The sequence below is a fragment of the Spirosoma horti genome, from assembly GCF_054776595.1.
The window spans coordinates 761,188-786,953 of the sequence record NZ_BAAHBQ010000002.1 but is presented as its reverse complement, the minus strand read 5'-3'; the positions used below and the strand labels follow the sequence as shown (position 1 = coordinate 786,953).

Here is a 25,766-nt window from a genome sequence, read left to right as displayed (position 1 = left end):
ATCAGCGGTTAGAATTTAAGATTTACCCCAAGCGTGAATTGACGTACGGGCGGGTTGTTCAGGTTTACGGCGATCTGACGCTCCGGCGTTCCACGTTCCGAGGCCCCCTGTGGATTCAGCGTCGACTGACCACTGGCGTACCCATTCCCTTCCGGATCGACGGCAAGGTGGTCGCGAACCAGTGGCGAATACAGGATGAACGGATTGGTCGCGTTGAAATAAACCCGGGCAGAGTTCAAACCGATTTTTTTGATTAACTCGTTGGAAAAGGTATAACCCAGGTTGATGCTCCTGACTTTGATGAACGATCCATCGTAATAGCCCAGGGTCGAGCCATAATTGGCGACGGCACTACCCGCATCGGGCGCCGGGAAGGCATTGGTTGGGTTCGTTTCGGTCCAGTAATCAACTTTTACCTGGTTGACCCGGCCCTGGTTGAAGAAAGCAAAACCGCCCGAACCCGTCGAATTACCGGTTAGATACGGTACGATCACTTTCATACCCATGCGGGCAAAGGTGACAATGGACAGATCGAAGTTTTTAAACCGAAACCGGTTGGTCAGCCCACCTTCCCACTTGGGTTGGAAATTGCCGAGAATCTGCCGGTCAGCGGGATCGATTTTTCCATCTCCATTGAGATCTTCCACCCGGATCTGACCCGGAAACTGTGTTGGTGAGGTTTGCTTAGCCAGCGTCCCGTTCTCCTTATCCGATGTCTGCCAGATACCGATCTTTTTGTAGTCATAAATGACCGAAAGCGGTTGGCCAACAAACCAGCCTGCGCCTATATTGGATTGTTCGGCGGGTGTGGTGAGCTGGGTAATCTGTTCCCGATTGAAGAAATACGTAAGATCGGCGCTCCAGTTAAATCCTTTCGGATTCCTGAAAATCTCAAACGTCAGCGCGGTTTCCAGGCCTTTCCCTTCCGTTCTGCCCAGGTTTTTCAAGGTAGATCCGGCACCGTTGCTGGGCGGCAGGGGCACCGACAGCAGAATATCCTTCGTCTTCTGGTGATAATAATCGACCGAACCCGATATCCGGTTATTCAGGAAGCCGAAGTCAATTCCGATATCTACCTGAGCGGTGGATTGCCAGCCCAGCCCTGTGGCGGGCAAACTGGTAACGGTATAGGCCAGCTGCTGCCCGGCCGTACCCGTACCGAAGTTGTAATACCCCGCCGATAAGGCTCCCAGTGTGGCATATGCTCCTACGTTTCTATTGCCGGATAAACCCCAACTGCCTCGTACTTTCAGGTTCGAAACAACCGGAGAGCCTTTCATAAAACTTTCCTCCATGATGTTCCAGCCCGCTCCAATAGCGGGGTAATTAAAGTACTGGTTACCGGGCGACAAGGTAGAGGAGCCATCCCGCCGTAGGGTCAGCGTTAGCAGATAGCGGTCATTGTAGCTGTAATTAACCCGCCCCATGTAGGACAGCAGACCTGTTTCCGAAAACGAGTTGCCAAAGTCCGTAGGAGCAACGGGTGTTCCGGAAGCCAGCGAAAAATTGGATGTTTTAATGTAATCGGCCGGAACGCCCGTTACCGTAAAGCGGCTGCCCAGCGAGTGGTTTTTCGTGTATTCATAAAGCGCGGTAAAACCTAGTTTATGCTTTCCAACGGTTTTATCGTAGTACAACAAGTGCTGGAGATTCACATCCCAATACTCCGTATTACTGATCTCGGCACTGGACGACGACTGCACCGTGGCATTGTTAAAATAGGTGAGTGGGCCACCATAGCCATTGTAACTCGACTGGCTGTAATTCAACCCGGCGTTGAACCGGTAGCGCAGGCCCGGCAGGATATTCACCTCAGCATATAAACTATTGAAGGTGCGCAACGAGCGGGTACGGCCTAAATACGAATCCTTTTTGGTAAGGATCGTCAGTGGACTGATCGTAGCCGCATCGATGGAGCCTTCCGCCGGAAACAGGTTTACCGTACCGTCTGCATTATACGGAGAAGCCAGAGGAGTCAGCCGCACCAGCCCGCCGGGAATACCACCCCCACCCGGTGTATTTTGGTACGTGAGTGTATTCAGCGTATTTACGCCTACCTTAACGTGTTTCCCGACCCGCTGGTCGATTGTTGCCCGGATGTTGACCCGGGTAAAATCCTGACTGGGAATAATACCCGTCTCATTGAAATAACCCAGGCCCAGCGAATACTGGGTATTTTCACTCCCACCGGTCATGCCCAACTGATGGTTGGTCATGAATCCAGGCTTATACAATAAATCCTGCCAGTCGGTAGAGACCCCGGCCGCCAGGGCATCTTTTTCTTTCTGGGTTAACGGATAGGCCGTCGTACCCGGGCTGGTACGGTTGTATTTAGCTGCATCGTCTTTAAACTGGGCATATTCCGGTCCGTTCATGACGTTGAATTTGCCCATGATCGTAGTTATCCCATGATAGCCGTCATAGCTGAAAACGGGCTTGCCAATTTTACCCCGTTTGGTGGTTATCAGAATAACGCCCCCCGATCCTCGCGATCCGTAGATGGCCGTGGCGGAAGCATCTTTCAGAATTTCAAGATTGACAATATCATCCGGGTTTATATCATTGAGACCTCCATAGGGTATTCCATCGACAACTACCAAGGGGCCATCGAGGCCATCACTTGAGCCAGAGCTCGTGGTCAGGGTTCGGTTTCCTCTAATCCGGATCTGCCCCTGAGAACCCGGTGTCGACCCATTACTGATGATTGACACCCCGGCAGCCCGGCCTTTCAACTGGTTCACCAGGTTGGGCGCTGGCACCTCCTTTAACGTCGCTTCATTGACGGAAACCACCGAGCCGGTTACGTCCCGTTTGCGTTGCGTTCCGTACCCTACTACCACTACCTCATCAAGCGTCTTGTCATCCGCGACCATCGTAATGTTGAGGGTAGCTCTCGAGCCAACTGCAACCTCCTGTGGCGTAAACCCAACGAGCGAGAACACCAACACGGCTCCTGCATCCTGAACCACGAGTTTGTAATTACCCCGCTCATCGGTTGTTGTCCCCCGCATAGTGGATTTTATCTGGATGTTCACCCCGGGCAGCCCTTCGCCTTTTTCGTCCGTAACCCGGCCCGAAATCTGCACATCCTGCGGTTGGTCAACTTTACTATCGTCAGCTGTTTTGTCCTGAAGCGGTTGCGATGGAGATGGTTCTCTTTTAATGACAATTTGCTGGCCGACAACCTCATAGCTCAAGTTAAGTGGCGTCAGGATATGACTCAGCACCTTCGAGAGCGGTTCATTCTTAGCCCGGTAATTCACCTTCCGCTGCGATTGAATGATTTCCCGGCTGAATAAAAACTGAACGTTCGCTTGTTTTTCAATTCGGCTGATCGTCACTTCAACATCCTCATTCTGAGCGGAGATACTGACTCGTCGACTCAGCAGTTCCTGCGCCTTGCTATCGAGGGCAAAGCCGATATTGGTTAACGTTAGGGCAAGTAAGAGTTGCAGGCTTGAAATTCTCATAATCCTGATCCAAACATTGCGATTGATGGAAGGGTATTGCATACATTTATGCGTTTTTGTTGGTTTTAGGAAAAAATGACAAAAATGATGTCTCGTCTCTCCAAAAAGAGACAATGTGTATGTGTGACACATTTGTAGACATTCGAGCGATAGTGTTGGTAGCACTATCGCTTTTCTGTTAAAAAAAGGGATAGTTTTTAGTGCATAGACAGCTGTTTTGGTAAAAGTTAGGAGACAATTAATTACACCCGTGGCTTTGAATAATGACCTGATTGTCAACCACTTCGAAAGTAGACTCCGTGGTCAGGCAGATAAGCCGGATTTTCTCAAGAAAAGGAACATCGTTGAGTTGACCCGTAAAGGTGCACTTGTCAAGCAATTGGCGATCATAGCGAATAGGCATATGATAACTGGATTCCAGTTGCGTAAATACGTCTGATACGGGCGTGAATTCGAACTTAAAGGGCTGATTGACAATAAGCGACGAATCCTCTCTTGATGGAGTGACGGTACGTTTACTAACCTTGTCCGTCTTGGTTTCAAGACTGAGCTGTTCGTTTTTTGTCAGTAATACCGTTTCGCCGGGTGAATCAACGGTAGTAACCGAGACGTTACCCGTTTTTACTTTCACATAAGCAGCCGTTTCCTTGTCGAAGGAACGCACCTGAAAACTAGTACCCAGCACCTTAGTGGTCAGATTGGCCGTGTAAACGAGAAAGGGTTTAGCCGGATTTTTACTTACCTCAAAAAAACCTTCTCCCTGCAGATACACTTCCCGAAGCGTATGGGTGTTTTGTTTATGAAACCGCAATTGGCTTCCTGATGATAGCAATACGGAGGAATTATCCGGCAGCAACACGACCAATGGCTGACCCGTTATATTTTTAACAATTTTCCAGTCGGCATTCTGTATAGTCTGCTCCCCTTTCCCGTCAACTAGCCCTATCTTCCTGAAAATGGAGTTATCCATTTGCCACCAGACAAGTACACTAATGACCGATGCTGCAGCCACCCAACGCCCCCAGTGCCAGCCAACGAAAGGCTTTACTACCGTAACCGATGGAGCAAGCTGATCCAGAATTTTTTTTGTATTTTCTTTACTATGTTGCTCGGAGAACTCCGCCTGTTTTCCCTGCACGACCAGTAAGGTAGCAACGGCTTGCTCATAGAGATGCCTTTTCTCAGGATATTGGGCCAACCATTGTTGCCAGTATACCTGATCGTCTGGCCGCCGTTCCCGCACCCACGTCCGAAAAGCGTCGTTTTCTAAAAAATCATCAATTGTAGAAAAATTCTCGAAAGGAAGGCCCATTGGTACTTTTCAGCGATTTTCCTTGATAGTATGGAGAATCGTACGAGTGATACCCTTCTTAAAGCAAATTTTTTTGAAAAAAAATGCAAATAGTCAAAACCGTATGGGCAAGCCATTGATTACGAAGCTTACTGAGCGCTTTTTGTAGGAAATTGGAAACCGACTGCCGATTCACATTCATTACTTCGGCAATCTCAGGTATGGATAAGCTTTCGTAAAAGCGTAGATAAAGAGCTTCCCGCTCGCGGGCGGGTAAAGATGCTAATTGAGCCTGTATGGTATTGGTCAGTAACGTGAGGGACTCCTGTTGAATCAGCAGTGTTTCGGAGTCAGTTTCTTCTCCTATCGATCTATCCCAGTCTATTTCTTCCTGGCTCAGCCGTTTCTGGCTTCGCAAATACTGAAGAATATGATACCTGAGCGCTTTCAGCAAATAATGCTTAACCGACTCTGTTTCATTGATCTGTAAGCGATTTTGCCAGAGTTGTAAAAACAACTCCTGAATACAGTCTTCGACGACAACTTCACCAACCATGAACTTCAGGCCGTAGTGTCTTAGCATTCGATAATAGCGTTCAGCTAACAGACCAAATGCCTGTTTATCGCCCTCACGGTATAATTGCCATAACACGTGGTCTTCAGGAATCATGAAGCTTAAGGGTATTTACTCAGGTAAAATAAGAAAACATATAAATATACACCAAATTGTACAATAATCGGATTTTCAACCGGCGATCCGGCAAGTCTGTACGCTTTTTTGCGAACGACTGCGAGCCAATACTGGCAACGCTCTATAGTTAAGAACAGCTCCACTGGAATCCAGTGGAGCCTTCTCAACTACTACCCTATAGTAAAATATAATATATTCATTATCAGCTAACTGTACTTATTGGCCATCAAACCAACCGTAGGAAACGATCAATTTATCTTACTTTTTCCGTTGAATAACCGCTACTGCTTTAGCCACAATAGAAGCTGCCGTTAAACCATATTTTTCCATGAGCTGGTCCGGTGTACCACTTTCTCCGAACGAATCGTTTACGGCTACCATTTCCAGCGGAGCCGGATGATTCAAGGACAAAACCTGGGCTACACTGTCACCCAGTCCACCATTCATCTGGTGCTCTTCGGCTGTTACGGCGCAACCCGTTTTGTAAACCGATTTCAAAATTGCTTCTTTATCCAATGGCTTAATTGTGTGGATATTGATGATTTCCGCATCGATCCCTTGCTCGGCCAGTAACTTACCCGCTTCCAATGCCTGCCAGACCAGATGGCCCGTAGCGAAAATCGATACGTCGGCTCCCTCATTCAACATAATGGCTTTCCCAATCTCAAACGGTTGATCGGCGGGCGTAAAGTTGGGAACCACCGGCCGACCAAACCGCAGATAAACCGGCCCTTCATAGTCGGCAATGGCGATGGTAGCGGCTTTGGTCTGGTTAAAATCGCAGGGATTGATAACGGTCATACCAGGCAGCGATTTCATCATGCCGATATCTTCCAGCACCTGGTGGGTAGCACCGTCTTCGCCCAGTGTCAGGCCAGCGTGCGAAACGCAGATTTTAACATTCTTGTTCGAGTAAGCTACGGCCTGCCGAATCTGGTCGTATACCCGGCTGGAGCCAAAATTAGCAAACGTCGTTGCGTAGGGAATCAGGCCGCTCAGCGTCAGGCCAGCCGCCACGCCAATCATGTTGGCCTCGGCAATACCGCACTGAATAAATCGCTCCGGGTTTTCTTTGATGAACGTATCGAGCTTGAGGGAAGCGACCAAATCAGCACATAAGGCCACAACATCGGGATTTTGGCGGCCCAGTTCGGCCATGCCCGCGCCAAAACCAGAACGGGTGTCTTTCTTTTCGGTAAATGTGTAGGTTTTCATGGGGCATAGGGGTTAATAGTCGCCGAGAGATTCGTCCAGTTGAGCCAGCGCGGCCGTCAACTGTTCATTGTTGGGCGCTGTTCCGTGCCATTTATGGGTGTGCATCATAAAATCGACGCCCTGGCCCATTTCGGTTTTCATAATGATGCAAATCGGCGAACCTTTGCCCGAAGCCTGTTTCGCTTTTTTGAGCGTTGCGGCCACATCGGCCAGGTCGTTTCCATCCATGTGCAGCACCGTCCAGCCAAAGGCTTCGTATTTTTTACCCAGATCCCGATTGTTCAATACGACATCCGTTGGCCCGTCGATCTGCTGCCCATTGAAATCGACAAACGCGATCAGGTTATCGAGTTGTCGGTGCGGAATAAACGCGGCCGCTTCCCAAATTTGTCCTTCCTGCTGTTCGCCATCGCCCATCAGGCAATAAACCAGGTGCGGATCTTTGCGTATTTTTTTGCCATAAGCGGCTCCAGCAGCTGCCGAAAGTCCCTGCCCCAGTGACCCCGATGCGATGCGGATACCCGGCAGGTGTTCGGCAGTGGCCGGGTGCCCCTGTAAGCGGGAATCCAGTTTGCGGAACGTAGCAAGCTCCGAAACGGGGAAGTAGCCCCGACGTGCCAGAACGGAATAGAGCACCGGCGAAATATGCCCGTTAGACAAAAAGAACATGTCTTCGCCCGAGCCGCTCATGTCAAACACGACCGAATTCTGTTCATCTGTTTTCAGATCCATTGCGTCAAAATACAGACTGACCAGCAGATCCGTACAACCCAGGGAGCCGCCCGGATGCCCCGAGGCCACACCATGTACCATGCGCACAATGTCCCGGCGCACCTGGGAGGCTACTTTTTCTAAGTCAGTAGGTTTCATGCGGCAATAAACGGGTTGTTATTCTTTTGATCGTTTAAAAAATTCATGCGGTGAGATTGGACGAACCTGATTAGATGTACTGATTGATGATGCTTTCGAGCCATTCCTGTTTGCCACTGCGCTGTTTTGGCTCGCCATTTTCGAGCGTGTAGCTTCGTAGATCTTCCAGTGTCAGAGTACCGTTTTCAAACGCTTTCCCCTGGCCGTTATCGAAGGTGGCATACCGTTCCTGGCGGAATTTAAGGTAGTCGGAATCCCGCAAAATGGCATCGGCCACGATGAATGAACGGGCAAAGGCATCCATACCGCTGATGTGAGCGACGAACAAATCCTCCAGATCGGTTGAGTTCCGGCGCACTTTCGCGTCGAAGTTGATGCCACCGGGCTTAATACCTCCTGCCTGATGAATCACCAGCGCGGCTTCAACCAGTTCGTACAGGTTAATCGGGAACTGGTCGGTATCCCAGCCATTCTGGTTGTCGCCCCGGTTGGCGTCAATACTGCCCAGCATACCCGCATCAGCAGCCACCTGCAATTCATGATCGAATGTATGGCCCGCCAGCGTTGCGTGGTTGACTTCGATATTCAATTGAAAGTCCTTATCCAGACCATATTGACGCAAGAAACCAATGACCGTAGCCGCATCGTAATCGTACTGATGTTTCGTAGGTTCCATTGGTTTGGGCTCAATGAAGAACGTTCCCTTGAAACCCTGTTTACGGGCATAATCGCGGGCAATGGTCAGGAACTTGGCCAGGTGTTCGACCTCCCGCTTCATGTTGGTGTTCAGCAGCGACATATAGCCTTCCCGCCCACCCCAGAACACGTAATTTTCGCCACCTAACGCAATGGTTGCGTCAATGGCGTTTTTAACCTGGGTACCGGCATAAGCCAGCACGGAAAAATCCGGGTTGGTCGATGCGCCGTTCATGTAGCGCGGGTTCGAGAATACGTTAGCCGTACCCCACAGCAACTTCACCCCACTCGCCTGCTGTTTCTGCTTGCCATAGTCGACGATCTTCTGCAACCGGCTTTCGTACTCACTCGCCGACGACCCTTCATCGACCAGATCAATATCATGAAAACAGTAGTAAGGTGCCCCAATTTTGGTAAAGAATTCAAAGGCTGCATCCATTTTCATCCGCGCCCGCACATTGGCATCGTTATCCTGATCCCAGGCAAAAACGCGGGTACCGGGTCCGAAGGGATCGCCACCGGTTCCGCAGAAGGTATGCCAATAACTGATGGCAAAGCGCAACTGCTCACGCAGGGTTTTCTCGCCGACAATTAAGTCGGGATTGTACCATTTGAAGGCTAACGGATTTTTGGATTTAGGGCCTTCATAGCCAATAGCACCAATGCCTTTGAAATACTCCTGATCGCCTACTAAGATCGTCGACATGATTTGGTAAGTGGTTTATATAGTTATGCGTTGGACTGACGAAATCAAAACAAGCATTCAGCAGATTGGTACCCGGAGAAATTCACGGCTCAAAAGCAGCTGATACTGGTGGTTGATTTATTAGTGTAAAATTGACACTAATATTTTAAATGTCAAATCGACACACAAAAATTTCCATAAAATAACCGTGTCTTGGGATCCGCCAGAAACCCAGAATCAGCGCTACCGGAAGTTCAGGCCACAAACCCGATCAGGAAGGAATAAAATTCAAGAAGGAGTCGCTATTTTGTTGATACTTAGCCATATCTACCTGGTAGTAATAGGCACCCCGTTTTGAAAAACCTTTCTGTTTCTCATCCAGCTTGATCAGCAGATTCGTCGAGAGAATTTTCCGGCTGAAGTTGCGCTTATCGAAGTCTGTATTATAGATAGCGTCGTACAGCTTCTTCAGTTGGGGAATCGTGAATTTGTTGGGCAATAATTCAAAGCCGATGGGATGCTGTGCCGCTTTGTAGCGTAACCGCCTTATAGCCAGCTCAACCATGTCACCATGATCGAACAGTAAAGGGGGCAGGTCGTAGATGGAAAACCAGTGAGCCTGAAATGTCTCCGAAATCTTCGATTCGTAATCCGCCACTTTAACCAGCGAGAAGTAAGCGACAGATATAGTGCGAACAATCGGATCACGGTGTGGATCGCCAAAGGCAAATAATTGCTCAAGGTATACGTTGGTTAGCCCGGTGAGTTCGAACAGGATGCGGGCTGCGGCTTGCTCGAGGCCTTCATCCGGTTGCAACCACCCCCCCATAAGCGACCAGGTTTTCTCCTCTACGCCACGTTTAACCAATAAGACCTTTAAGCTTTCACCGTCGAAACCAAAAATGATGGAATCCAGCGCCAGTAAATAGGGATGTTGCTGTTTATACTGATCTAACATAGGCGACTGCCAGGCCTGGATTTTTATTTTATGAACGAAAGTAAACGATAGCCCCAATTAAAACTAAGTGGCTATCTGTTTTCTATACGGGATTCATCCGCAACATCGCTGGATTACGTTCCGGCTTGGAGACAATAGCTTTTTCCGCTATCGCCTGCTTGTCACCTTTATTCAACACTGGAGGTATAGGCTATTCACCGTTTGGAAACCCTAGTATAGCAGGCAACTTATTTACTGTCCTTTGGGTGCTCTGCAGTATAGATTTTAACAGATAAAGCCGTTGGCGGGTTAAGAGAGCATGCGTATCCATGAAGAACTGGTTCTGTTTTTTAGCGTCCTTAAGTGGATTACTCTTTCCATACTAATCGGCAGCCTGACGGGTTTGGCCGCATCCGGATTTATTCTATTTATTCATTACGTGATCGAGCAGAGTGATCACTATGAGCATGTTTTTTATTTGCTTCCAATCAGTTTTTTTTTGGCTAACCTGCTTAGTCAATTCGTTCTGAAGCAGCACGTTGGCACCGATGCTCTCATTGCTGCTATTAACCGAAATTACGGAAAAATTGAAGGGAGCTTCGTGCCGACAAAAGTGGTCAATGTTATCCTGATTCTGGCGACGGGTGGTTCGGCCGGTAAAGAGAGTCCCTGTGCTCAAATCGGGGCCGGTCTTGGTAGCCTCTGTGCCAATCTGTTTCGGGTTGACGATCTGGACCGGCGAAAAATGGTCTTGTGCGGCTTCTGCGCCGGTTTTGCCTGTGTGTTCGGCGCTCCCATTGCAGGTGCCTTGTTCGGCATTGAATTGCTGGCCGTAGGCGTTATTCTCTACGATGTATTGCTGCCCGCTTTCGTGGCGTCCATCACGGCTTATCAGGTTTCTTCAGCGCTGGGAGTTACTTTTTTTTATTATCCACTTCAATTTGTTCCGTCGTTCGGACAGGGCTTTTTTCTTCAGTTGCTGGGCGGTGGCATCTTCTTTGGCCTATGTGCCTATGGGATCATTCGAGCCATTCAGGCCAGTACAGCTTTTACAAACGCTATTCCCATTTGGCGTCCCTGGAAAGGCCTGCTGGGCGGCCTGGTATTGGTGGGGTTGACCCTTTTATTTTCGCGCGCTTACCTGGGACTCGGCCTCGACCTGATGGAAAACTGCATAAAAGGCTATCCTGTTGTTTCCTATACGTTTTTGCTAAAAGCCCTTTTTACCATCATTACCCTCAGCATTAGCCGGAGTGGTAGCGTCATTACCCCTATTTTATTCATTGGTGCCACCGCTGGTAGCTTCTACGCGGAAGTTGTCGGAGCAGACCGCTCGACATTTGCGGCTATTGGATTTGTAAGCCTGTTGGCGGGCGCTGCCAATGCACCCATTGGCTGTAGTATCTTAGCGATTGAGCTATTTGGCGCTACAGTCGCTCCCTACGCTGCGGTTGCCTGCGTGATTAGTTTTCTGTTGTCGGGGCATCGTAGTCTGTATAGCTCCCAACTTCTGACCATCAGTAAATCGGCGGCTATCCGGCTTAAACTAGGGAAAGAAATCAGCGCCATACCAGAAAGACCTAATCAGATCACGATCGGCTGGCCGCATTGGCTGCGAAAACTCAGGCAAATCTTTCGAAAGCGTTATTGAGCTTACTGGCAATAAAAAGCAGGGTGAATAGAATATACCGATTGGAAATCACTACTTTAACCAATTATGAAAGTATTGCTCGTTGAAGATGAAGTAAGTCTGGCATCGTTCATCCGCAAAGGCATCGAGAGTGAAGGGTATGAAATTGATGTTGCCTATGACGGACTGGTGGGGAAACACCTGGCTGATTACAATCGGTACGACATTATTATTCTGGATGTTAATTTGCCCTTCATCAATGGATTTGAGCTGTGCCGATATATCAAGCAGCAATCGCCCCAGCAGGCTGTCCTGATCCTAACAGCTATGGATAGCCTGTCCGACAAAGAAAGCGGATTTGGCGCCGGAGCCGATGATTACCTGGCCAAGCCGTTTGTCTTCCGGGAACTGGTTCTACGGATAAAAGCACTGGTCCGCCGGACTACGGCATTTTCCGGATTAGCTCCGACAATCCGGGTGGCGGATCTGGTACTGGATACGGTGGCTCACTCCGTAAGTCGGGCCGGGCAGCCGATTGATCTTACCGCCCGCGAATACGCTTTACTGGAATACCTGATGATCAACCAGGGCCGAACCGTCAGCCGGGTCGATATTGCGGAGAAAGTCTGGGATCTGCACTTCGATACGAACACCAATGTCATCGACGTCTATATTAATTATCTACGCAAGAAAATAGACAGAGACTTTAGCCCTAAATTATTACACACAGTTGTAGGAATGGGGTATGTCTTACGAGGCTAGGTATGCAGATCAAACATAAACTCATTCTGTGGTTTTCGTCGCTGGTGGCCATAATCCTGCTGGTTTTTTCAGCGTATATATACAGTACCTATGCCAGCTTCCGACAACGTTCTATCGAAGATCGCCTGGAACGAAAGGCGCGCGTAACGGAGCAGTTGCTCACGCTCAGAGGAGCCGTCGCAGGTAGCGTCATAAGCTCGATGCCCGAACAAGTCGAATTTGTTTACTCGCCTACCGATAGCCTGATTTATGCCAGCCAGCCGACAAACGACTTCGTAGCTCCTCCCGCTTTTCGCCAACGCGTTCGGCGGGAACGTCTGGTACGGTTTCAGTACGAAAGCCCCGGCCATACGTACCGTAAAGATGGCGTAGCACTGACCTATCCGGGGGTTTCGCCCTCCGCCGATGGGCAGGAATATGTGGCCATCGCCACAGCCTATGACCAGGACGGATATCAGCGACAGAGAGATTTGCGCGACCTGTTTATCGCTGGAAATGTAGCGGCCATTAGTCTGGTTATTTTGCTGGGTTACTTTTTTTCCCGGCAGGCCCTTAAGCCATTGAATGACCTGATCGATCAGATAAACACGCCTACAGCGACGTCTACCCCCTTTCGACTGCGGACTGAAAATCCCCAGGATGAAGTGGGCGTATTGGCACAGGCATTCAACGACCTGCTGACCCGACAGGAACGATTAGTCGAGAATCAACGCGCGTTTATTGCTCAGGCTTCGCATGAACTGCGAACGCCCCTGACCACGATCAAAGGCTGGCTGGAAACGTCCATGCTATATGATGCGGACGCGGATAGCCTCAAACGAGGTATGATCCAGGCCATTACGGAACTGGATAAGCTGACGGCCCTGTCTAATGGCTTGTTACAACTGGCCCGCATTGATGGCGTCGATGCTCAACTGGAACGCCAGCCCCTTGAACTGGTCGAGATTGTCCTCGATGCCGCCGACACGCTCGGTCAACAGCGCCATGGGCAGTCCCTGTCCGTACAACTAAGCGATGGTGTTCTCGAACAACCAACGCCCATTACAATCTGGGGTAATTCGTATTTATTGAAAACAGCCCTACTGAATCTATTGGACAATGCCGCTAAATATTCTAGTGGCCAGCCTGTTACGCTATGTCTGGAAATGGATACCGAAGAGCGGGCTCGTATCCGCATCGAAGACCAGGGCATTGGCCTTGCGCCAGGCGAAGAAGAACGGATTCTGGTGCCGTTGGTACGAGGTTCTAATGTACAATCAATTGATGGCTTCGGTATTGGGTTAACCCTCGCCCATCGCATTATCACGTTGCATCAGGGTAAGCTCCTGTTACGCCCCCGGCCAGGCAAGGGTACAATTACGGAAGTTAATTTGCCATTATACCGACCTTAATTTTACCCATTCTAATACTAACTAATTTGGCTCTAATCTGGCTCTAATATCTGCCCCCTAGCTTTGCCTCATTCACTCAAAGAGGCTCATGCGTAGCAAAAGAACCCTAAATTTCTGGACACCCGTAATCCTGGCCAGTTTCTGGCTCAGTCAAAGTTGGGCGCAATCGGGTTCTTCATTGTCGACTCAGGCAACCCAGCTGACCTTGCCCAAAGCGCTTGAACTGGCCCGAACGAATTACCCCAGCCTACGGGGTAAACTGGCCACGATTCGAGCTACCGAAGCTGAAGCTCAGGCCTTAACGTTTGCGCTGCTGCCACAGGCGGGCGTTCAGGCACAGGCGCTAAATGCAACGTCCAATCAGGTGCGGGGCGCCTACGTGTCTAATGGTGGATTGCTCCTCCCTATTTCCGGCGTACGGACCGATGGATTTAATACCAATGCCACCTGGACCAGTGGGGCTTCGATGGTCATTGACTGGGAAGCCATTGCATTCGGACGCCGACAGGCCCGACGTGTACAGGCGCGGTTGGCCGTTGAGCAGGCCCAGGCCGACTACGAAGGCGAGTCGTTTACCCATCAGGTTCGGGTGTGCGATGCGTATTTGCTGGCCTTAAACGCTCAAAAATCCGTTGCGCTGCAAACCGCCAATCTTCAGCGGGCGCAGGAGCTCCAGCGGATCATCCGGGCCAGCACCGAAGGTGGCCTTAGACCCGGTATCGACAGCGCCGTTGCCAATACCGAAGTGGCCCGCGCCCAGTTGCAAGTGCTGGAAAGCCAGCAACTGGCTCAGCAGCAAGTGCTTCGCCTTACCGAATTGATTGGCCAACCCAATCCGACGGTGTCGTTGGACTCCATGGCTTTTTATAATCAACTCCCCCAGTTGCCCCTGGCCCCCGGCAGCAATCCGTCGCTTCATCCGCAACTTCGCGTATTTCAAAAGAATATTGACCTGGGACGAGCGGGTGAAACTTTATTGAAAGCTGCTGCACTACCGTCGATTTCAGTGCTTGGTTCGCTTCAGGGACGCGGTTCCGGCATCAGTGAACAGGCCCAGCCCGATGGTTCGTTTCGCATCGATCCGTCGCTGGGCGCTGGCCTGCCTCTGCGCTCCTTTAACTACATCGTGGGCGTAACGGCCCTCTGGCACCCCACGGATTTATGGCGTACCAAATATGCGGTATCGGCCCAGCGGGAACGGATCAATGCCAGCCAGCAAGTCTACGATCAGCAAGCGCTGGGCATCCAGGCCGCCGGGCAAAATGCAGTGTTGCAGCTGCAACTGGCTCAGGCACGCGCCCGGCAGGCTCCACTTCAGCTGGATGCGGCCAGACAGGCCTTTCGTCAATCTCAGGCCCGGTATGAATCGGGGCTGGACAATATTCAGGCGTTAACCCAAACGAGCGCGCTGCTCAACCGAGCGGAGATTGATCAGGCACTGGTCACCAATAGCGTGTGGCGGGCACTCCTGTTACGAGCGGCTACGTTCGGTGATTTAGACTCATTTCTTCAACAACTTCCCCGCTAACTGCCATGATCAAAGCTGCCCTGGCCAAACCCATTACCGTCATCGTCGCGCTGGCAGGAGTTGTTCTGTTTGCGGTGCTGGCGCTGCTTCAGATTCCGGTCGATATTTTTCCGCGGCTCAACCTGCCCACGATTTACATTGCCCAGCCCTACGGCGGTATGACCCCCGCCCAGATGGAAGGATTCATTGCCACCCGCTACCAGAACCAGCTGCTGTATGTATCGGGTATCAAGAATGTGGAAGTGAAGAACATTCAGGGGCTTTGCCTGGTCAAATGTAGCTTTTACGAAGATGTCAATATGGCGCAGGTATCGGGCGAAGTGGCTAACCAGGTCAGTCGGGTCATGAACTACCTGCCACCGGGCACCGTGCCGCCCACTGTTGTCCGGTTCGATGCGTCGAGCTTACCCGTGGGTCAGCTGGTGTTCAGGAGCCGTCGGGCCTCGCTGGGTGAAATGCAGGACCTGGCCTCAACTCGGATCCGTCCCCTGTTTTCCCAAATTCCGGGCGCATCAGCTCCCCCTCCGTTCGGTGGTAACGAACGTACGGTGGTCGTCAAAGTCGATCCAGAACGGATGCGCAGCTACGAGCTGACGCCCGACGAAATTGTGCAGGCGGTGGTAAAAAACAACCAGATTTCGCCCGCCGGCAGTGTACGTATGGGCGACTACACCGTCATGACGCCCAGCAATACAGTACTCGACAAGGTAAGCGAATTTTTGAACATTCCGCTGCGCAAAGGCGTGGGTCCCACTGTGTTTTTACACGATGTGGCAACGGTCGAAGACGCCACCGACATTACGGTAGGGTATGCGCTGGTCAATGGTAAACGGTCGGTTTATATACCGGTAACCAAAAGTGCCGATGCCTCGACCATGAGCGTGGTGAATGCGCTGAAGGCCAAACTCCCCGAAATGAAGGCGCTGCTGCCGGACGATGTGCAGCTCACCTATGAATTTGACCAGTCGGTTTACGTCACGCAGGCGGTGCATAGCCTGGCTGTGGAAGGTGGTTTGGGAGCAATTTTGACGGGTCTGATGGTGCTGCTCTTCCTGGGTGACTGGCGCAGTTCGCTGATTGTGATTCTGACTATTCCGGTTTCGATCCTAAGCGCCATTTTACTGCTGAACCTGACGGGGCAGACCATCAACATCATGACGCTGTCGGGATTAGCGCTGGCTATCGGGATTCTGGTCGATCAGGCAACGGTAGTGATTGAAAACATTCACCAGCACCTGGAAATGGGCGGGAGCACGAAAGCTAAGCCCAAAGCCCGCGCCATTCTGGATGCCTGCCAGGAAATGTCGTTCCCGCTCCTTCTGATTACACTCTGTATTCTGGCGGTTTTTGCTCCAGCCTTCCTCATGAATGGCGTACCGCGCGGGATGTTCCTGCCGCTATCGCTGTCGGTTGGCTTTTCGATCATAGCCTCGTATATACTGTCGCAGACGTTTGTGCCGGTCGTAGCCAACTGGTGGCTGAAAAGCCACGCACATGCTCAACCCCATGAGCTAGCTCTTTTGCCCGATCTGGATAATCAGCCCCAAGGGCAGCAGGAGTTGTATAAAGAAACGCATACCGAAAAAGTGACGGGTTTCGAGCGCTTTAAACTCGGTTACCTACGGCTCCTCGACGGTTTACTGGCCCGGCGGGCGCTGGTCATTGGGATTTATGCGCTGGTGTGTGCGCTGTTGATTGGCGTTGGGTTCACGCAGATTGGCCAGGATATGATGCCGCGCCAGAATCATGCACACCAGTTTCAAGTACGTATTGTTGGGCCGCAGGGATTACGGATCGAACGCACCGAGGAACTGACCAAACGGGTGATCAAACAGATTAACGACCTTGTTGGTGAGCATAACGTATCGATTTCGTCGGCCTTTGTCGGCATGACACCGTCCAGTTACGGCACCAGCGCGCTGTATGTATTTAATGCCGGGCCCCACGAAGCCGTTCTGCAAATCAACCTTTCCGAAGAATACAAAGTCGAGTCGCTCGATGCACTCAAAGAGCAGATTCGTCAGCGGGTTCGCCAAAAAATGCCTAACGTCCGCCTGTCGTTCGAGCCCATCGACTTGACCGACAAGATCATGAGCCAGGGAGCGCAAACGCCCATCGAAATTCTGGTTGGAGGAAAAGACCTCACCGAAGGCCAGCACTACGCCAATCGATTGTTGACGCACCTGCGCACCATTCCATATCTGCGTGACCTGCGAATCAATCAGCCGCTGAGCTACCCAACGGTGTCGGTTAAAATAGACCGGGAGCGAGCGGCTCAGTTGGGACTAAGTATCGACGAAATTTCCAAATCGCTGGTGGCCGCTACCTCATCGAGTCGATTTACCGCCAAAAACCTATGGCTCGATCAGTCGAAAGGCTTTGCCTATCAGGTACAGATTCAGTTGGAGCAGGATCAGATGAAGTCGGTAGCAGACATTCAGGCGATTCCGTTGGTGAAAGGACAGCTTCGTCCAACCCTGGGCGACGTAGCGAACATCACGCCAACCACCGCACCGGGTCAGTATGACCGGATCGGCCCCCGGCGAATCATAACTGTCTCGGCCAACATTAACAACCGGGATTTAGGTACGGCCACCCGCGATGTACAGGCAGCCATTACTGCGGCTGGCGATCCACCCAAAGGCTCCGTGGTTGAACTGCGTGGCCTGGCTCAACTGCTTCAGGAAACGCTCAGTAGCTTACAGTTCGGATTAGGACTAGCCATTGTGGTCATCTTCCTGCTACTGGCCGCCAATTACCAATCGTTCAAAGTGGCCAGTGTGGTACTGGTGAGCATTCCGGCGGTACTGGCGGGCTCACTAACCTTGTTGCTCATTACGGGGCAGACGTTAAATCTGCAATCGTATATGGGCATTATTATGTCGGTGGGTGTATCGGTAGCCAATGCGCTGCTGTTGGTAACGAATGCAGAATCGTTGCGGCTTCGCTACCGCGACGCCAGGGCAGCGGCACGGGTAGCGGGGGCGGCACGTCTGCGCCCAATTCTCATGACGGCATTAGCCATGATTGCCGGGATGATGCCGATGGCCAGCGGCCTTGGTGAATCCGGCGAACAAACCGCGCCATTGGGCCGGGCGGTGATTGGTGGATTACTCTTCTCGACCGTGGCTGCGTTGTTGATTCTGCCCGTCGTTTTTGCCTCGGTGCAACGAAAAACAACGTTCGATTCGCCCTCCCTCGATCCGGATGATCCAACCAGTACGGCCTACGATGGCCAGCACCCAGCTCTTGCCGAAAGCACACTTACCTTCTAATCAGCCGACCAACACTATGGATCTATACGCTGTTCTCCGATCAAGCCTGCGCCTAACCCTTCTGGTGAGTATGACTTTTCTACTCAGCCAGTGTGGAAACTCGTCGGCGGAAAAAAATAAGATAGCCGAAACGCCGGTTGATGAAGAAATCCGGTACGAAGCCATTCGGGTTACCGCTTCCCGCCCCACTTCAGAATTGAATCTGCCCGGTGAGCTGGAGAGCTATTATGAAACAGATCTATACCCCCGCGTCAGCAGCTACGTGAAAGCCCTGCATGCCGATATTGGTGATCAGGTGCGCAAAGGGCAGGTTCTGGCCGAATTGGAAGCGCCCGAACTAACGGCCAACCTGACGGAAGCTTATTCGAAAGTAAAAGCGGCCGAAGCCGTTTATGGAGCCAGCAAAGGTATTTTTCTGCGGGTGTTACGTACCAGCCGAACTGCGGGTGCTATCTCTCCTGTCGATCTGGAAACCGCCCGGACTAAAGCGATTTCCGATAGTCTGGCTGTTGTGGCAGCCAATGCTCATTATAGTTCCGTGCAGCAACTCGTGAGTTACCTGAAAATTACCGCGCCCTTTAACGGTGTTATTACCGACCGTCGGCTTTCGCCGGGGGCATTCGTGGGACCAGGCGGACAAAATGGCGTTCCTATCCTGAAGATCAAACAGCTCGACCGGTTGCGGCTGCGGATCGCCGTTCCGGAAGCTTACCTGGGTGACATTCGTCGGGGGGCTCCGGTTCAGTTTTCCGTACGTAGTTTTCAACATCAGACCTTTACGGGACGTATCAACCGTATCTCCAACAACGTCCGGCCTGAAACCCGGTCAGAAATGGTTGAGATCGATTTCTCGAACAAAAGCAGCAAGCTGAAACCCGGTATGTTTGCCTCGGTGCGGTTGCCCGTCAATTCATCGGGCGAAGGAAGTCTATATGTACCGAAATCGGCGGTTGTTAGTACGATCGATCGGACGTTTGTCCAGAAAATTGTGAATGGCAAAGCCGTTCGGACAACGGTGCAAAAAGGCGACGATGCGGCCGGACAGACGCAGGTTTTTGGCGACCTGAAGCCGGGTGATATAATTCTGGAAACAGCCAGTGAAGATCTGGCCGACCAGGCTGCGGTTAAAACACAGTTGGTAAACCAGTAGCTATGCATAACCAGTTTTCGTTTTTCCGGTAAACTCAGTAGGCGCATAAGCCCACAGGCACTCCCTAAACGCTTCTAACTACAGCCAGTCCCTTGTCATGCGAAGCTGATTACCCTTACATATTAGGATAAATTTTTAACTTATAAGATACTTTATTTACCAAATATCAAATATATGACAATAAGAACTTACCGTAAATCAATAATCAGTAAATTGCCGAACCTATAATTGGTAAGCTAAAGGATAGGTATAGAGCTTCTGGGTAAATCCATGGCGTCGAGGACAGTCAAGTATGACGGACGATCTTACCGGCTTACCAGAACACAAACAAACGAACTGGACTATTCTGAAGTATATGAAACCGGGCTACCCAATTGCCGAGAATGAATTTCAACGTCTTGTTGACCTAGCCGACTTTGATCTGGATTATACATCCCTGCAGGACAAGTTTAAGGATCTGACTACCCTCGCAGCTAAAGTTACGGGGACCGACATTTCTTTAATTAATCTTATTGATTCCTACACACAGTGGACAATTACTAATCACGGGCTGGATTTACAGTTCATGCCCCGGGAAGAATCCGTCTGTCAATACACCATCCTGGAGGAGGATAGCTTTGAGGTCAAGGACTTACAAAACGATGATCGATTTGCCAAACAGTGGTACGTAGCCGAAGATCCTCGACTGCGGTATTACTTTGGCATACCTCTCAAGTCGAGTAAGGGCAACTCACTGGGCGCGCTTTGTGTACTCGATACGACCCCTAAAGAGATTTCTCCCGAGAAAATTGAACTCTTACGAATTATAGCCGCTGAAATCGTTAGCCGACTGAACACCGTCCGGGAAATTCACTACCTGAAACGGCACGCGTCTGAACTGAATGAATCACGCAAACGGGTAGCGCATGACATTCGGGGGCCGTTAGGCGGCATTATTACCATGGCTCAACTAGTTACCAGCAGCGGGGATACGATCAAGCTTAAAGAGATGCTGGAATTTATCGAGCTAATTCAAATGAGCAGTAAATCGCTGCTCGAACTGGCCGATGAAATACTCGTTCAGGACGATAAGTGGAAAAACAAAAATGAGTCGGCAGAAGAGGTATTCAACCAGGTAAAATTGAAGGAGACCTTAGAAAAGCTGTACACCCCTCAGGCAATGGTAAAAGGGGTTCAGCTGTCTGTCACGACAGATACCTCTACGGAACTGATGCCTTTTTCCCGCAATAAGGTACTTCAGATTGTTGGCAATTTGATTTCAAATGCCATCAAATTCACTCCGCAGGAAGGCCGCGTTGAGGTCAACACCAAGCTGACCATGGAGGGCACACACAATATGCTCCGCCTTACGGTTCAGGACACAGGCGTGGGTATGAGTGAGGAAAAAGTCAACCACATTCTCAACGGCCAGGGCCAATCCAGCCAGGGCACCGCCGGGGAATCGGGTTATGGATTTGGCTTACCGCTGGTCAAACACCTGGTCGATACCCTGAACGGATCAATGACGATTCACTCAACTCCCGGCGATGGAACCTGCTTTACCGTTAGCCTGTCGCAGGCCAAAACCAGGTGACGTGTTTTTTGAACGCATACTAACTCGTAAACGATGCAGGCTATAAGTAGTCTGCATCGTTGTTTTTATACCCTTCAACATGCGTTTGCTCGTGCATGCTATCCGGTGTTGATTACCACCTTGCCAAGAGTTGTTCCAGGTAGCTGGAATCAGTATTGCTCCCCGAACAAGTTCTGGTTCTCGACCAGACTACCTGCATTTCTAATGCCGTTCTAATGTGGCTCTAACACGAGCCTAACACCGGTGAGCGACCTTTGTAAAGTCAACCAGCAGATGAGATTCATTGATCTCACGGCGGTCTGGATCTGACTAAATAAACACACAAACCATGAAACGGATCGTATTAATTGCAGCCCTCAGCGGCCTTTCGCTCGTAACAGCCTCGGCCCAGGATGATCGGAAAGTACGGAACGACCACACGTATTCGACTCATAATTACAAACACGCCAATAAAGCAGCCACGGCTCGCCAATGGGAAAACAAGTCAGGCGCTTCAGTCCAGGCACCAGGGTTAACCATGGGTCCGCTGGCCAACTACAAACACCCGGTACCGGGTGCCGCGCCTGTGGGTGGCGTGGTGATGCCGCACACGCCGGAAACGGATGTAACCCTCCGGAATTATAAAATTCAGCGCGTGAGCGTGCCGAACTCCACCGCTACCGAACTGGCCAAGTCCGGCAATTCGACACCTGGCCAACAGAACCCTCCTCAAACGGGGCAGTAAGTGTACAGACAAGAGTTTAACGACTGGATAGCTACCTCTTTTGATTTAACTATTCACGCACGGTGCCTGCGTCTCGACAGCCGATGGCGAATCGAGCTCAGGCACCGTGCGTATTTAACCGAAGACTGGCCCTTATTCTTTTCATAAAGTATGTATTCACCCGATGTAGCCGTGGGGCTGGGCAGTATTGTTTACGCCCTGTCAAAATCAGACGGCCAATTGCAGCCGCAGGAAGCAAAAGCAGTCCGCCAATTGCTGGCAGCTTATCCCTATGGCAGCCTGACAATTGGGGCTGTTTTCCTGCGCGATCATGTAGGCGAAAGCGTTGAAGAGGCCTTCGCCTTTGGCCTTCGCCGGATGACTCATAAACGGGACGAACTCAGCCAGCAAACGAAAAAACGGTTCATTCACCTCCTGCTTCGGGTGGCGAAGGCCCACCATGGTGTTTCGCTCGAAGAACGAGCATTTATCTGGCGGTTCTGGCGAGCAATCAAGTTCTTATAAAAAAGGGCTGCCATTCACTCGAATGGCAGCCCTTTGCGGGTTCAGGAGGAAATTTATTTTAGTTGATAGCCACCAGACGGTTGGGAAAACTGGGCTGGTTAGTTGATAAGGTCACCGAGTGAGTCGTTACGTCAACGCCGTTACTGACCCGCACCTGATACACTCCGTCGGGCAAATCAGTCAATGTCAGGCGAAGACGAGCCACCGTTTCTTTTTTGGCGACCCGCTGAGCAAACAGTACTTTACCATCTGCATTCACCAGTTGAATATCGACCGCACCCGTCGCTTCTTTGTCGACAGCGACTTGAAGCTTTCCTGCTGCGGTAGTATACATTCCCGTTTTGTAGCTGGCTACTGTAGCAGGGCGTCCCCCAGGATTGGCATCAGCAAATGAAGCCTGGAACGTAGCGATGGTTAAGGAAAAGGCAATGACGAGGGGATTAATGAGCGCTTTCATGATCTATGTGTTTTTGTGATTAATGATCTGTTTTGATAGGTCAAAGGTCGGCACACAGCAGAGGAAGCCCTGTCACAAATGAGTCAATCGCTGATACTTTTGGGAATAGATGTCTCGCCAACCCGCGTGGGTACTGGCAAACCTGAAATCATGAAGCAAAAACAGAGAGAAAAACGGATGGGCGAAAGGCCTGCGGCTAACGATGAGTTACAGTGCCAGACAAAAGAAGCATGATACCCTCACCAGTGATCACCGGTTTTGGGGAGGCATCTATCGTTCGCCATCAGCCGTTTGCTACCGACCAACCTGAGTGGTGGTATACAGTGTACCGAAGTTTTGGACCAACTGGCCGAACGGCGGGCGACGCTGCTTAAACGGATTAGCCGATAAACGCACAGCACAACCTACGTGGGTATATAAAGGATTCAGGAGATTGGCCCGATGATGGGGCGAATTAAGCCACTGCATCACCGCATACCGGGCATAAGCCGCGTAGGTATAAGGTCCATACAATTGCTTATTCTCCGAATCCAGGTAGTCGTATTGTTGACGCCGGGCATTGAACCGCACGCCAAACCACTCGGGTGTATCGATGGTCTGGTATTTACCGATGTTTTCGGCTATCCTGCTGAAGCGGTTTGTCTGTTTCTGAACCCGTTTCAGCAGCGTCAGGTCAGATAGCTTATAGAGGTCTTCATGACTCGTATAGTCATACTGGATCATTGATTCGGCATGGCTTCGGGCAGCCCGGTACAAGGCCCAATCGAACTGGAGAATGGGCAAGCCCGCTACACGGCGGGCTTCATTGGTAGCCTGAAACAAAGCGACATCCAGAAGAGCGCTATCAGGCTTAGTCAGCACCATCGTCTGCTGACTAATCGGTTGCGCGAAAAATGCTTCATCGCTTAGCAAATAAGCTTCCGATAAGCCAGTTAGGCTGGTTAACCAACGACCTACCTGAAACACGATCCACCAGTTCATCGCTAACTGACTTAAAATGAGTTCATCAAGTTAAACAGGCTACCCATTTATTCCAAGAAGATCCCTAGTTTTTACCTGTTCGTAATACTGGGCGCGGTTTTGAACGAACAATCTACCTTCATTTAGTCGCGTTCTCAGTTGAGCTGGTGGTGGCTGGTTTTAAAAAATTGTTGTCGGCCAGCCAATCGGCCATCCGCTGCGGCCAGGTGTTGATCGACTTTAATTTAGACCGATCGCCCATATTGAAACCGTGTTTCCCCTGCGTATAGATATGGGCTTCCACCGGTACCTTGGCCGCCCGATACTTCTGAAGTAAAGTGACAACAGGTCCCGAACAGCACATATCGTCGTTGGCGGCCAGCATAAAGGCGGGTGGTGCGTCGGCGGGTACGGTTTCGGGAACACCGAGCGGACCCGGGTAAATCAGTATCTGGAAATCGGGCTTTCCATTGAGCTGGTCTATGGGATCGGGTGCATCAGCAGCGCCTTTGCCGGGCGCATACGCCACCATTTCGACCACTTCGCCACCCGCCGAAAAACCGAGCATACCCAGCCGATTGGGGTCAATGCCAAACTCCTTTGCTCTGCTCCGTACGAGTCGCATGGCCCGGTAAGCATCTTCACGCGGGTGTTTATCGAGCGAATAAGGCGAATTCTCTTCCCGAGCCAGCCGATATTTGAGCACAAAAGCGGCTACCCCGATGCTATTGAGGTACTCGGCTGGCTGACGGCCTTCGGCGTTGAAAACAAGCTCACGATGTCCGCCACCGGGGCAAATAACAACGGCCGCTCCCGTCGCTTTCTCTTTGGGTGGCAAATAGACGGTTATAGATGGGTTATTGATATGGCGCACCCAGTAATCTTTGGCCTGTTCGGGTTCCGTGCGTCGGTCCTCGAAGCCAGGTGCCCCTTTCGGCCAAAGGGATATCTCGACCGGGCTTCCCTGCGCCGAAACGGCAATAGGAAATCCACCTAGCAGCAGGACTACGACGAATCGGTAAACTAACGATGTAGGGTTCAGCATAGCGAGTTGTGTTAAACAGCCATTAATAGTCGAGCCGGGCCAGGTAATCGTAATCATATTTGGCGCTCTCAAGGGCCGTTTTTGGATATTCTTCCTGCTCGACAAAGAAGTATTTCACCCCCGACTTATCCATGTTCTGCAACATCTGTTTCACATTGATCTGCCCCTTGCCAAACTCCGTGCTTTCTTTTTTTGCTTTGTCCATGTCTTTGAGATGCCATAACGGAAAACGACCCGGATATTTCTTAAAATAAGCCAGCGGATCGTTGCCGGTTACGATGACCCAGCCTAAGTCCATCTCCATTTTAACGAGATTTGGGTCTGTACGATCCAGCAAAATATCGTACAGCACCTTCCCGTCTACTTTGTCGAACTCATACTCGTGGTTGTGGTACCCAAACACCAGATTGGCTTTTTTACAGGCTTCGGCCGCTTTCGAGAAGGCATCGGCACAACGCTGGTAATTGGCGACGGTCTGGCCCTCCGATGGCAGTGATGAGCATACCAGATAGGTTTGGCCCGCTTCGGCGGCCATATCGATGGAACGTTGCCAATCCTTGTCGATGTGCACATGCCCACTGCGAACGGTCATTCCCAGATCATTGGCAATCTTTTTGATTTCTTTGGGTTGCAGACCATAAAAATTCCCTTTGTCACTGCGGGCCGACTCCAGCTCTTTATAGCCGATTTTAGCCAGTTTTTTCAAGGTACCAGCGGCATCGCCCAGCATCTCTTTCCGAACGGTGTATAGCTGAATACCGACATTCTTCACCTTCGCGGCTTTTGCCAGATTGGGAGCTAACAGCGCACCGGCCGCCAAACAACCCGATGTTTTCAAAAATGTGCGTCTCGTCTGCATAAATAGGTACGGGTTAAAATAGCCGGAAGCCGTCAGGCAATTTTCGGCAGTGG

Annotated in this window: 20 protein-coding genes; 9 read left to right on the top strand and 11 right to left on the bottom strand. The window is 50.8% G+C overall.

What is annotated here, in order from left to right; translation table 11 throughout:
- Positions 1-8 precede the first annotated feature (8 nt).
- The 7 genes from ACYVAM_RS07230 to ACYVAM_RS07200 all read right to left on the bottom strand — a co-directional run bounded on the left by ACYVAM_RS07230 (position 9) and on the right by ACYVAM_RS07200 (position 9,876).
- Positions 9-3,470 (bottom strand): TonB-dependent receptor, encoded by a 3,462-nt coding sequence (locus tag ACYVAM_RS07230; protein WP_461065381.1) that lies wholly within the window; start codon positions 3,468-3,470, stop codon positions 9-11.
- A gap of 238 nt (positions 3,471-3,708) precedes the next feature.
- On the bottom strand, positions 3,709-4,782 hold the full coding sequence (locus tag ACYVAM_RS07225; protein WP_461065379.1) for a FecR family protein: 1,074 nt from the start codon (positions 4,780-4,782) through the stop codon (positions 3,709-3,711).
- A 58-nt stretch (positions 4,783-4,840) separates the two neighbouring features.
- Positions 4,841-5,431 carry an RNA polymerase sigma factor gene (locus ACYVAM_RS07220; RefSeq protein WP_461065377.1) on the bottom strand — a complete coding sequence of 197 codons (591 nt, stop codon included), beginning with the start codon at positions 5,429-5,431 and terminating at the stop codon, positions 4,841-4,843.
- A gap of 279 nt (positions 5,432-5,710) precedes the next feature.
- The gene (locus ACYVAM_RS07215) at positions 5,711-6,667 is read right to left on the bottom strand and encodes a transketolase family protein (protein ID WP_461065375.1); all 957 of its coding nucleotides are present in this window, start codon (positions 6,665-6,667) and stop codon (positions 5,711-5,713) included.
- Between the two features lie 12 nt (positions 6,668-6,679).
- Positions 6,680-7,537: a transketolase gene (locus ACYVAM_RS07210; protein ID WP_461065373.1), complete on the bottom strand. Its 858-nt coding sequence runs from the start codon at positions 7,535-7,537 to the stop codon at positions 6,680-6,682.
- 70 nt (positions 7,538-7,607) lie between these two features.
- Positions 7,608-8,939, bottom strand: coding sequence for a xylose isomerase (gene xylA / locus ACYVAM_RS07205; protein ID WP_461065371.1), 1,332 nt, complete (start codon positions 8,937-8,939; stop codon positions 7,608-7,610).
- A 250-nt stretch (positions 8,940-9,189) separates the two neighbouring features.
- A complete protein-coding gene (locus ACYVAM_RS07200; protein WP_461065369.1) occupies positions 9,190-9,876 on the bottom strand; it encodes an NUDIX hydrolase in 687 nt (228 codons plus the stop codon).
- Positions 9,877-10,174: 298 nt separating this feature from the next.
- Here ACYVAM_RS07200 and ACYVAM_RS07195 point away from each other — a divergent pair, with 298 nt between their 5' ends.
- The 9 genes from ACYVAM_RS07195 (at position 10,175) to ACYVAM_RS07155 (ending at position 22,392) form a co-directional block, all read left to right on the top strand.
- A complete protein-coding gene (locus ACYVAM_RS07195) occupies positions 10,175-11,506 on the top strand; it encodes a chloride channel protein (protein ID WP_461065367.1) in 1,332 nt (443 codons plus the stop codon).
- A gap of 66 nt (positions 11,507-11,572) precedes the next feature.
- Entirely contained in the window at positions 11,573-12,247 is a 675-nt protein-coding gene (locus ACYVAM_RS07190) for a response regulator transcription factor (RefSeq protein WP_461065365.1), read from the top strand.
- 2 nt (positions 12,248-12,249) lie between these two features.
- The gene (locus tag ACYVAM_RS07185) at positions 12,250-13,638 is read left to right on the top strand and encodes a HAMP domain-containing sensor histidine kinase (protein WP_461065363.1); all 1,389 of its coding nucleotides are present in this window, start codon (positions 12,250-12,252) and stop codon (positions 13,636-13,638) included.
- 88 nt (positions 13,639-13,726) lie between these two features.
- Positions 13,727-15,166, top strand: coding sequence for a TolC family protein (locus tag ACYVAM_RS07180; protein ID WP_461065361.1), 1,440 nt, complete (start codon positions 13,727-13,729; stop codon positions 15,164-15,166).
- Positions 15,167-15,171: 5 nt separating this feature from the next.
- Entirely contained in the window at positions 15,172-18,441 is a 3,270-nt protein-coding gene (locus tag ACYVAM_RS07175; protein ID WP_461065359.1) for an efflux RND transporter permease subunit, read from the top strand.
- A gap of 70 nt (positions 18,442-18,511) precedes the next feature.
- Positions 18,512-19,591, top strand: a complete 1,080-nt coding sequence (locus ACYVAM_RS07170; protein WP_461065357.1) for an efflux RND transporter periplasmic adaptor subunit — start codon at positions 18,512-18,514, stop codon at positions 19,589-19,591.
- 292 nt (positions 19,592-19,883) lie between these two features.
- On the top strand, positions 19,884-21,164 hold the full coding sequence (locus ACYVAM_RS07165; protein ID WP_461065355.1) for a GAF domain-containing sensor histidine kinase: 1,281 nt from the start codon (positions 19,884-19,886) through the stop codon (positions 21,162-21,164).
- Between the two features lie 328 nt (positions 21,165-21,492).
- Entirely contained in the window at positions 21,493-21,888 is a 396-nt protein-coding gene (locus ACYVAM_RS07160) for a hypothetical protein (protein ID WP_461065353.1), read from the top strand.
- 150 nt (positions 21,889-22,038) lie between these two features.
- Entirely contained in the window at positions 22,039-22,392 is a 354-nt protein-coding gene (locus tag ACYVAM_RS07155) for a TerB family tellurite resistance protein (RefSeq protein ID WP_461065351.1), read from the top strand.
- Positions 22,393-22,450: 58 nt separating this feature from the next.
- On the opposite strand, the gene ACYVAM_RS07150 is transcribed toward ACYVAM_RS07155, so the two are convergent.
- The 4 genes from ACYVAM_RS07150 to ACYVAM_RS07135 all read right to left on the bottom strand — a co-directional run bounded on the left by ACYVAM_RS07150 (position 22,451) and on the right by ACYVAM_RS07135 (position 25,713).
- Positions 22,451-22,849 (bottom strand): T9SS type A sorting domain-containing protein, encoded by a 399-nt coding sequence (locus ACYVAM_RS07150; protein WP_461065349.1) that lies wholly within the window; start codon positions 22,847-22,849, stop codon positions 22,451-22,453.
- Positions 22,850-23,143: 294 nt separating this feature from the next.
- Positions 23,144-23,830, bottom strand: a complete 687-nt coding sequence (locus ACYVAM_RS07145; protein ID WP_461065347.1) for a CAP domain-containing protein — start codon at positions 23,828-23,830, stop codon at positions 23,144-23,146.
- Positions 23,831-23,948: 118 nt separating this feature from the next.
- A complete protein-coding gene (locus tag ACYVAM_RS07140; protein WP_461065345.1) occupies positions 23,949-24,854 on the bottom strand; it encodes an alpha/beta hydrolase in 906 nt (301 codons plus the stop codon).
- A 22-nt stretch (positions 24,855-24,876) separates the two neighbouring features.
- Positions 24,877-25,713 carry a sugar phosphate isomerase/epimerase family protein gene (locus ACYVAM_RS07135; protein ID WP_461065343.1) on the bottom strand — a complete coding sequence of 279 codons (837 nt, stop codon included), beginning with the start codon at positions 25,711-25,713 and terminating at the stop codon, positions 24,877-24,879.
- Positions 25,714-25,766 lie beyond the last annotated feature (53 nt).

Bases quoted from the DNA above. Each gene is read 5' to 3' on its own strand.
- xylA (WP_461065371.1), bottom strand. From the start codon at position 8,939: ATGTCGACGATCTTAGTAGGCGATCAGGAGTATTTCAAAGGCATTGGT.
- ACYVAM_RS07215 (WP_461065375.1), bottom strand. From the start codon at position 6,667: ATGAAAACCTACACATTTACCGAAAAGAAAGACACCCGTTCTGGTTTT.
- ACYVAM_RS07155 (WP_461065351.1), top strand. From the start codon at position 22,039: ATGTATTCACCCGATGTAGCCGTGGGGCTGGGCAGTATTGTTTACGCC.
- ACYVAM_RS07185 (WP_461065363.1), top strand. From the start codon at position 12,250: ATGCAGATCAAACATAAACTCATTCTGTGGTTTTCGTCGCTGGTGGCC.
- ACYVAM_RS07180 (WP_461065361.1), top strand. From the start codon at position 13,727: ATGCGTAGCAAAAGAACCCTAAATTTCTGGACACCCGTAATCCTGGCC.
- ACYVAM_RS07225 (WP_461065379.1), bottom strand. From the start codon at position 4,782: ATGGGCCTTCCTTTCGAGAATTTTTCTACAATTGATGATTTTTTAGAA.
- ACYVAM_RS07210 (WP_461065373.1), bottom strand. From the start codon at position 7,537: ATGAAACCTACTGACTTAGAAAAAGTAGCCTCCCAGGTGCGCCGGGAC.
- ACYVAM_RS07135 (WP_461065343.1), bottom strand. From the start codon at position 25,713: ATGCAGACGAGACGCACATTTTTGAAAACATCGGGTTGTTTGGCGGCC.
- ACYVAM_RS07175 (WP_461065359.1), top strand. From the start codon at position 15,172: ATGATCAAAGCTGCCCTGGCCAAACCCATTACCGTCATCGTCGCGCTG.
- ACYVAM_RS07230 (WP_461065381.1), bottom strand. From the start codon at position 3,470: ATGAGAATTTCAAGCCTGCAACTCTTACTTGCCCTAACGTTAACCAAT.
- ACYVAM_RS07165 (WP_461065355.1), top strand. From the start codon at position 19,884: ATGACGGACGATCTTACCGGCTTACCAGAACACAAACAAACGAACTGG.
- ACYVAM_RS07220 (WP_461065377.1), bottom strand. From the start codon at position 5,431: ATGATTCCTGAAGACCACGTGTTATGGCAATTATACCGTGAGGGCGAT.
- ACYVAM_RS07145 (WP_461065347.1), bottom strand. From the start codon at position 23,830: ATGAACTGGTGGATCGTGTTTCAGGTAGGTCGTTGGTTAACCAGCCTA.
- ACYVAM_RS07150 (WP_461065349.1), bottom strand. From the start codon at position 22,849: ATGAAAGCGCTCATTAATCCCCTCGTCATTGCCTTTTCCTTAACCATC.
- ACYVAM_RS07195 (WP_461065367.1), top strand. From the start codon at position 10,175: ATGCGTATCCATGAAGAACTGGTTCTGTTTTTTAGCGTCCTTAAGTGG.
- ACYVAM_RS07140 (WP_461065345.1), bottom strand. From the start codon at position 24,854: ATGCTGAACCCTACATCGTTAGTTTACCGATTCGTCGTAGTCCTGCTG.
- ACYVAM_RS07190 (WP_461065365.1), top strand. From the start codon at position 11,573: ATGAAAGTATTGCTCGTTGAAGATGAAGTAAGTCTGGCATCGTTCATC.
- ACYVAM_RS07170 (WP_461065357.1), top strand. From the start codon at position 18,512: ATGACTTTTCTACTCAGCCAGTGTGGAAACTCGTCGGCGGAAAAAAAT.
- ACYVAM_RS07200 (WP_461065369.1), bottom strand. From the start codon at position 9,876: ATGTTAGATCAGTATAAACAGCAACATCCCTATTTACTGGCGCTGGAT.
- ACYVAM_RS07160 (WP_461065353.1), top strand. From the start codon at position 21,493: ATGAAACGGATCGTATTAATTGCAGCCCTCAGCGGCCTTTCGCTCGTA.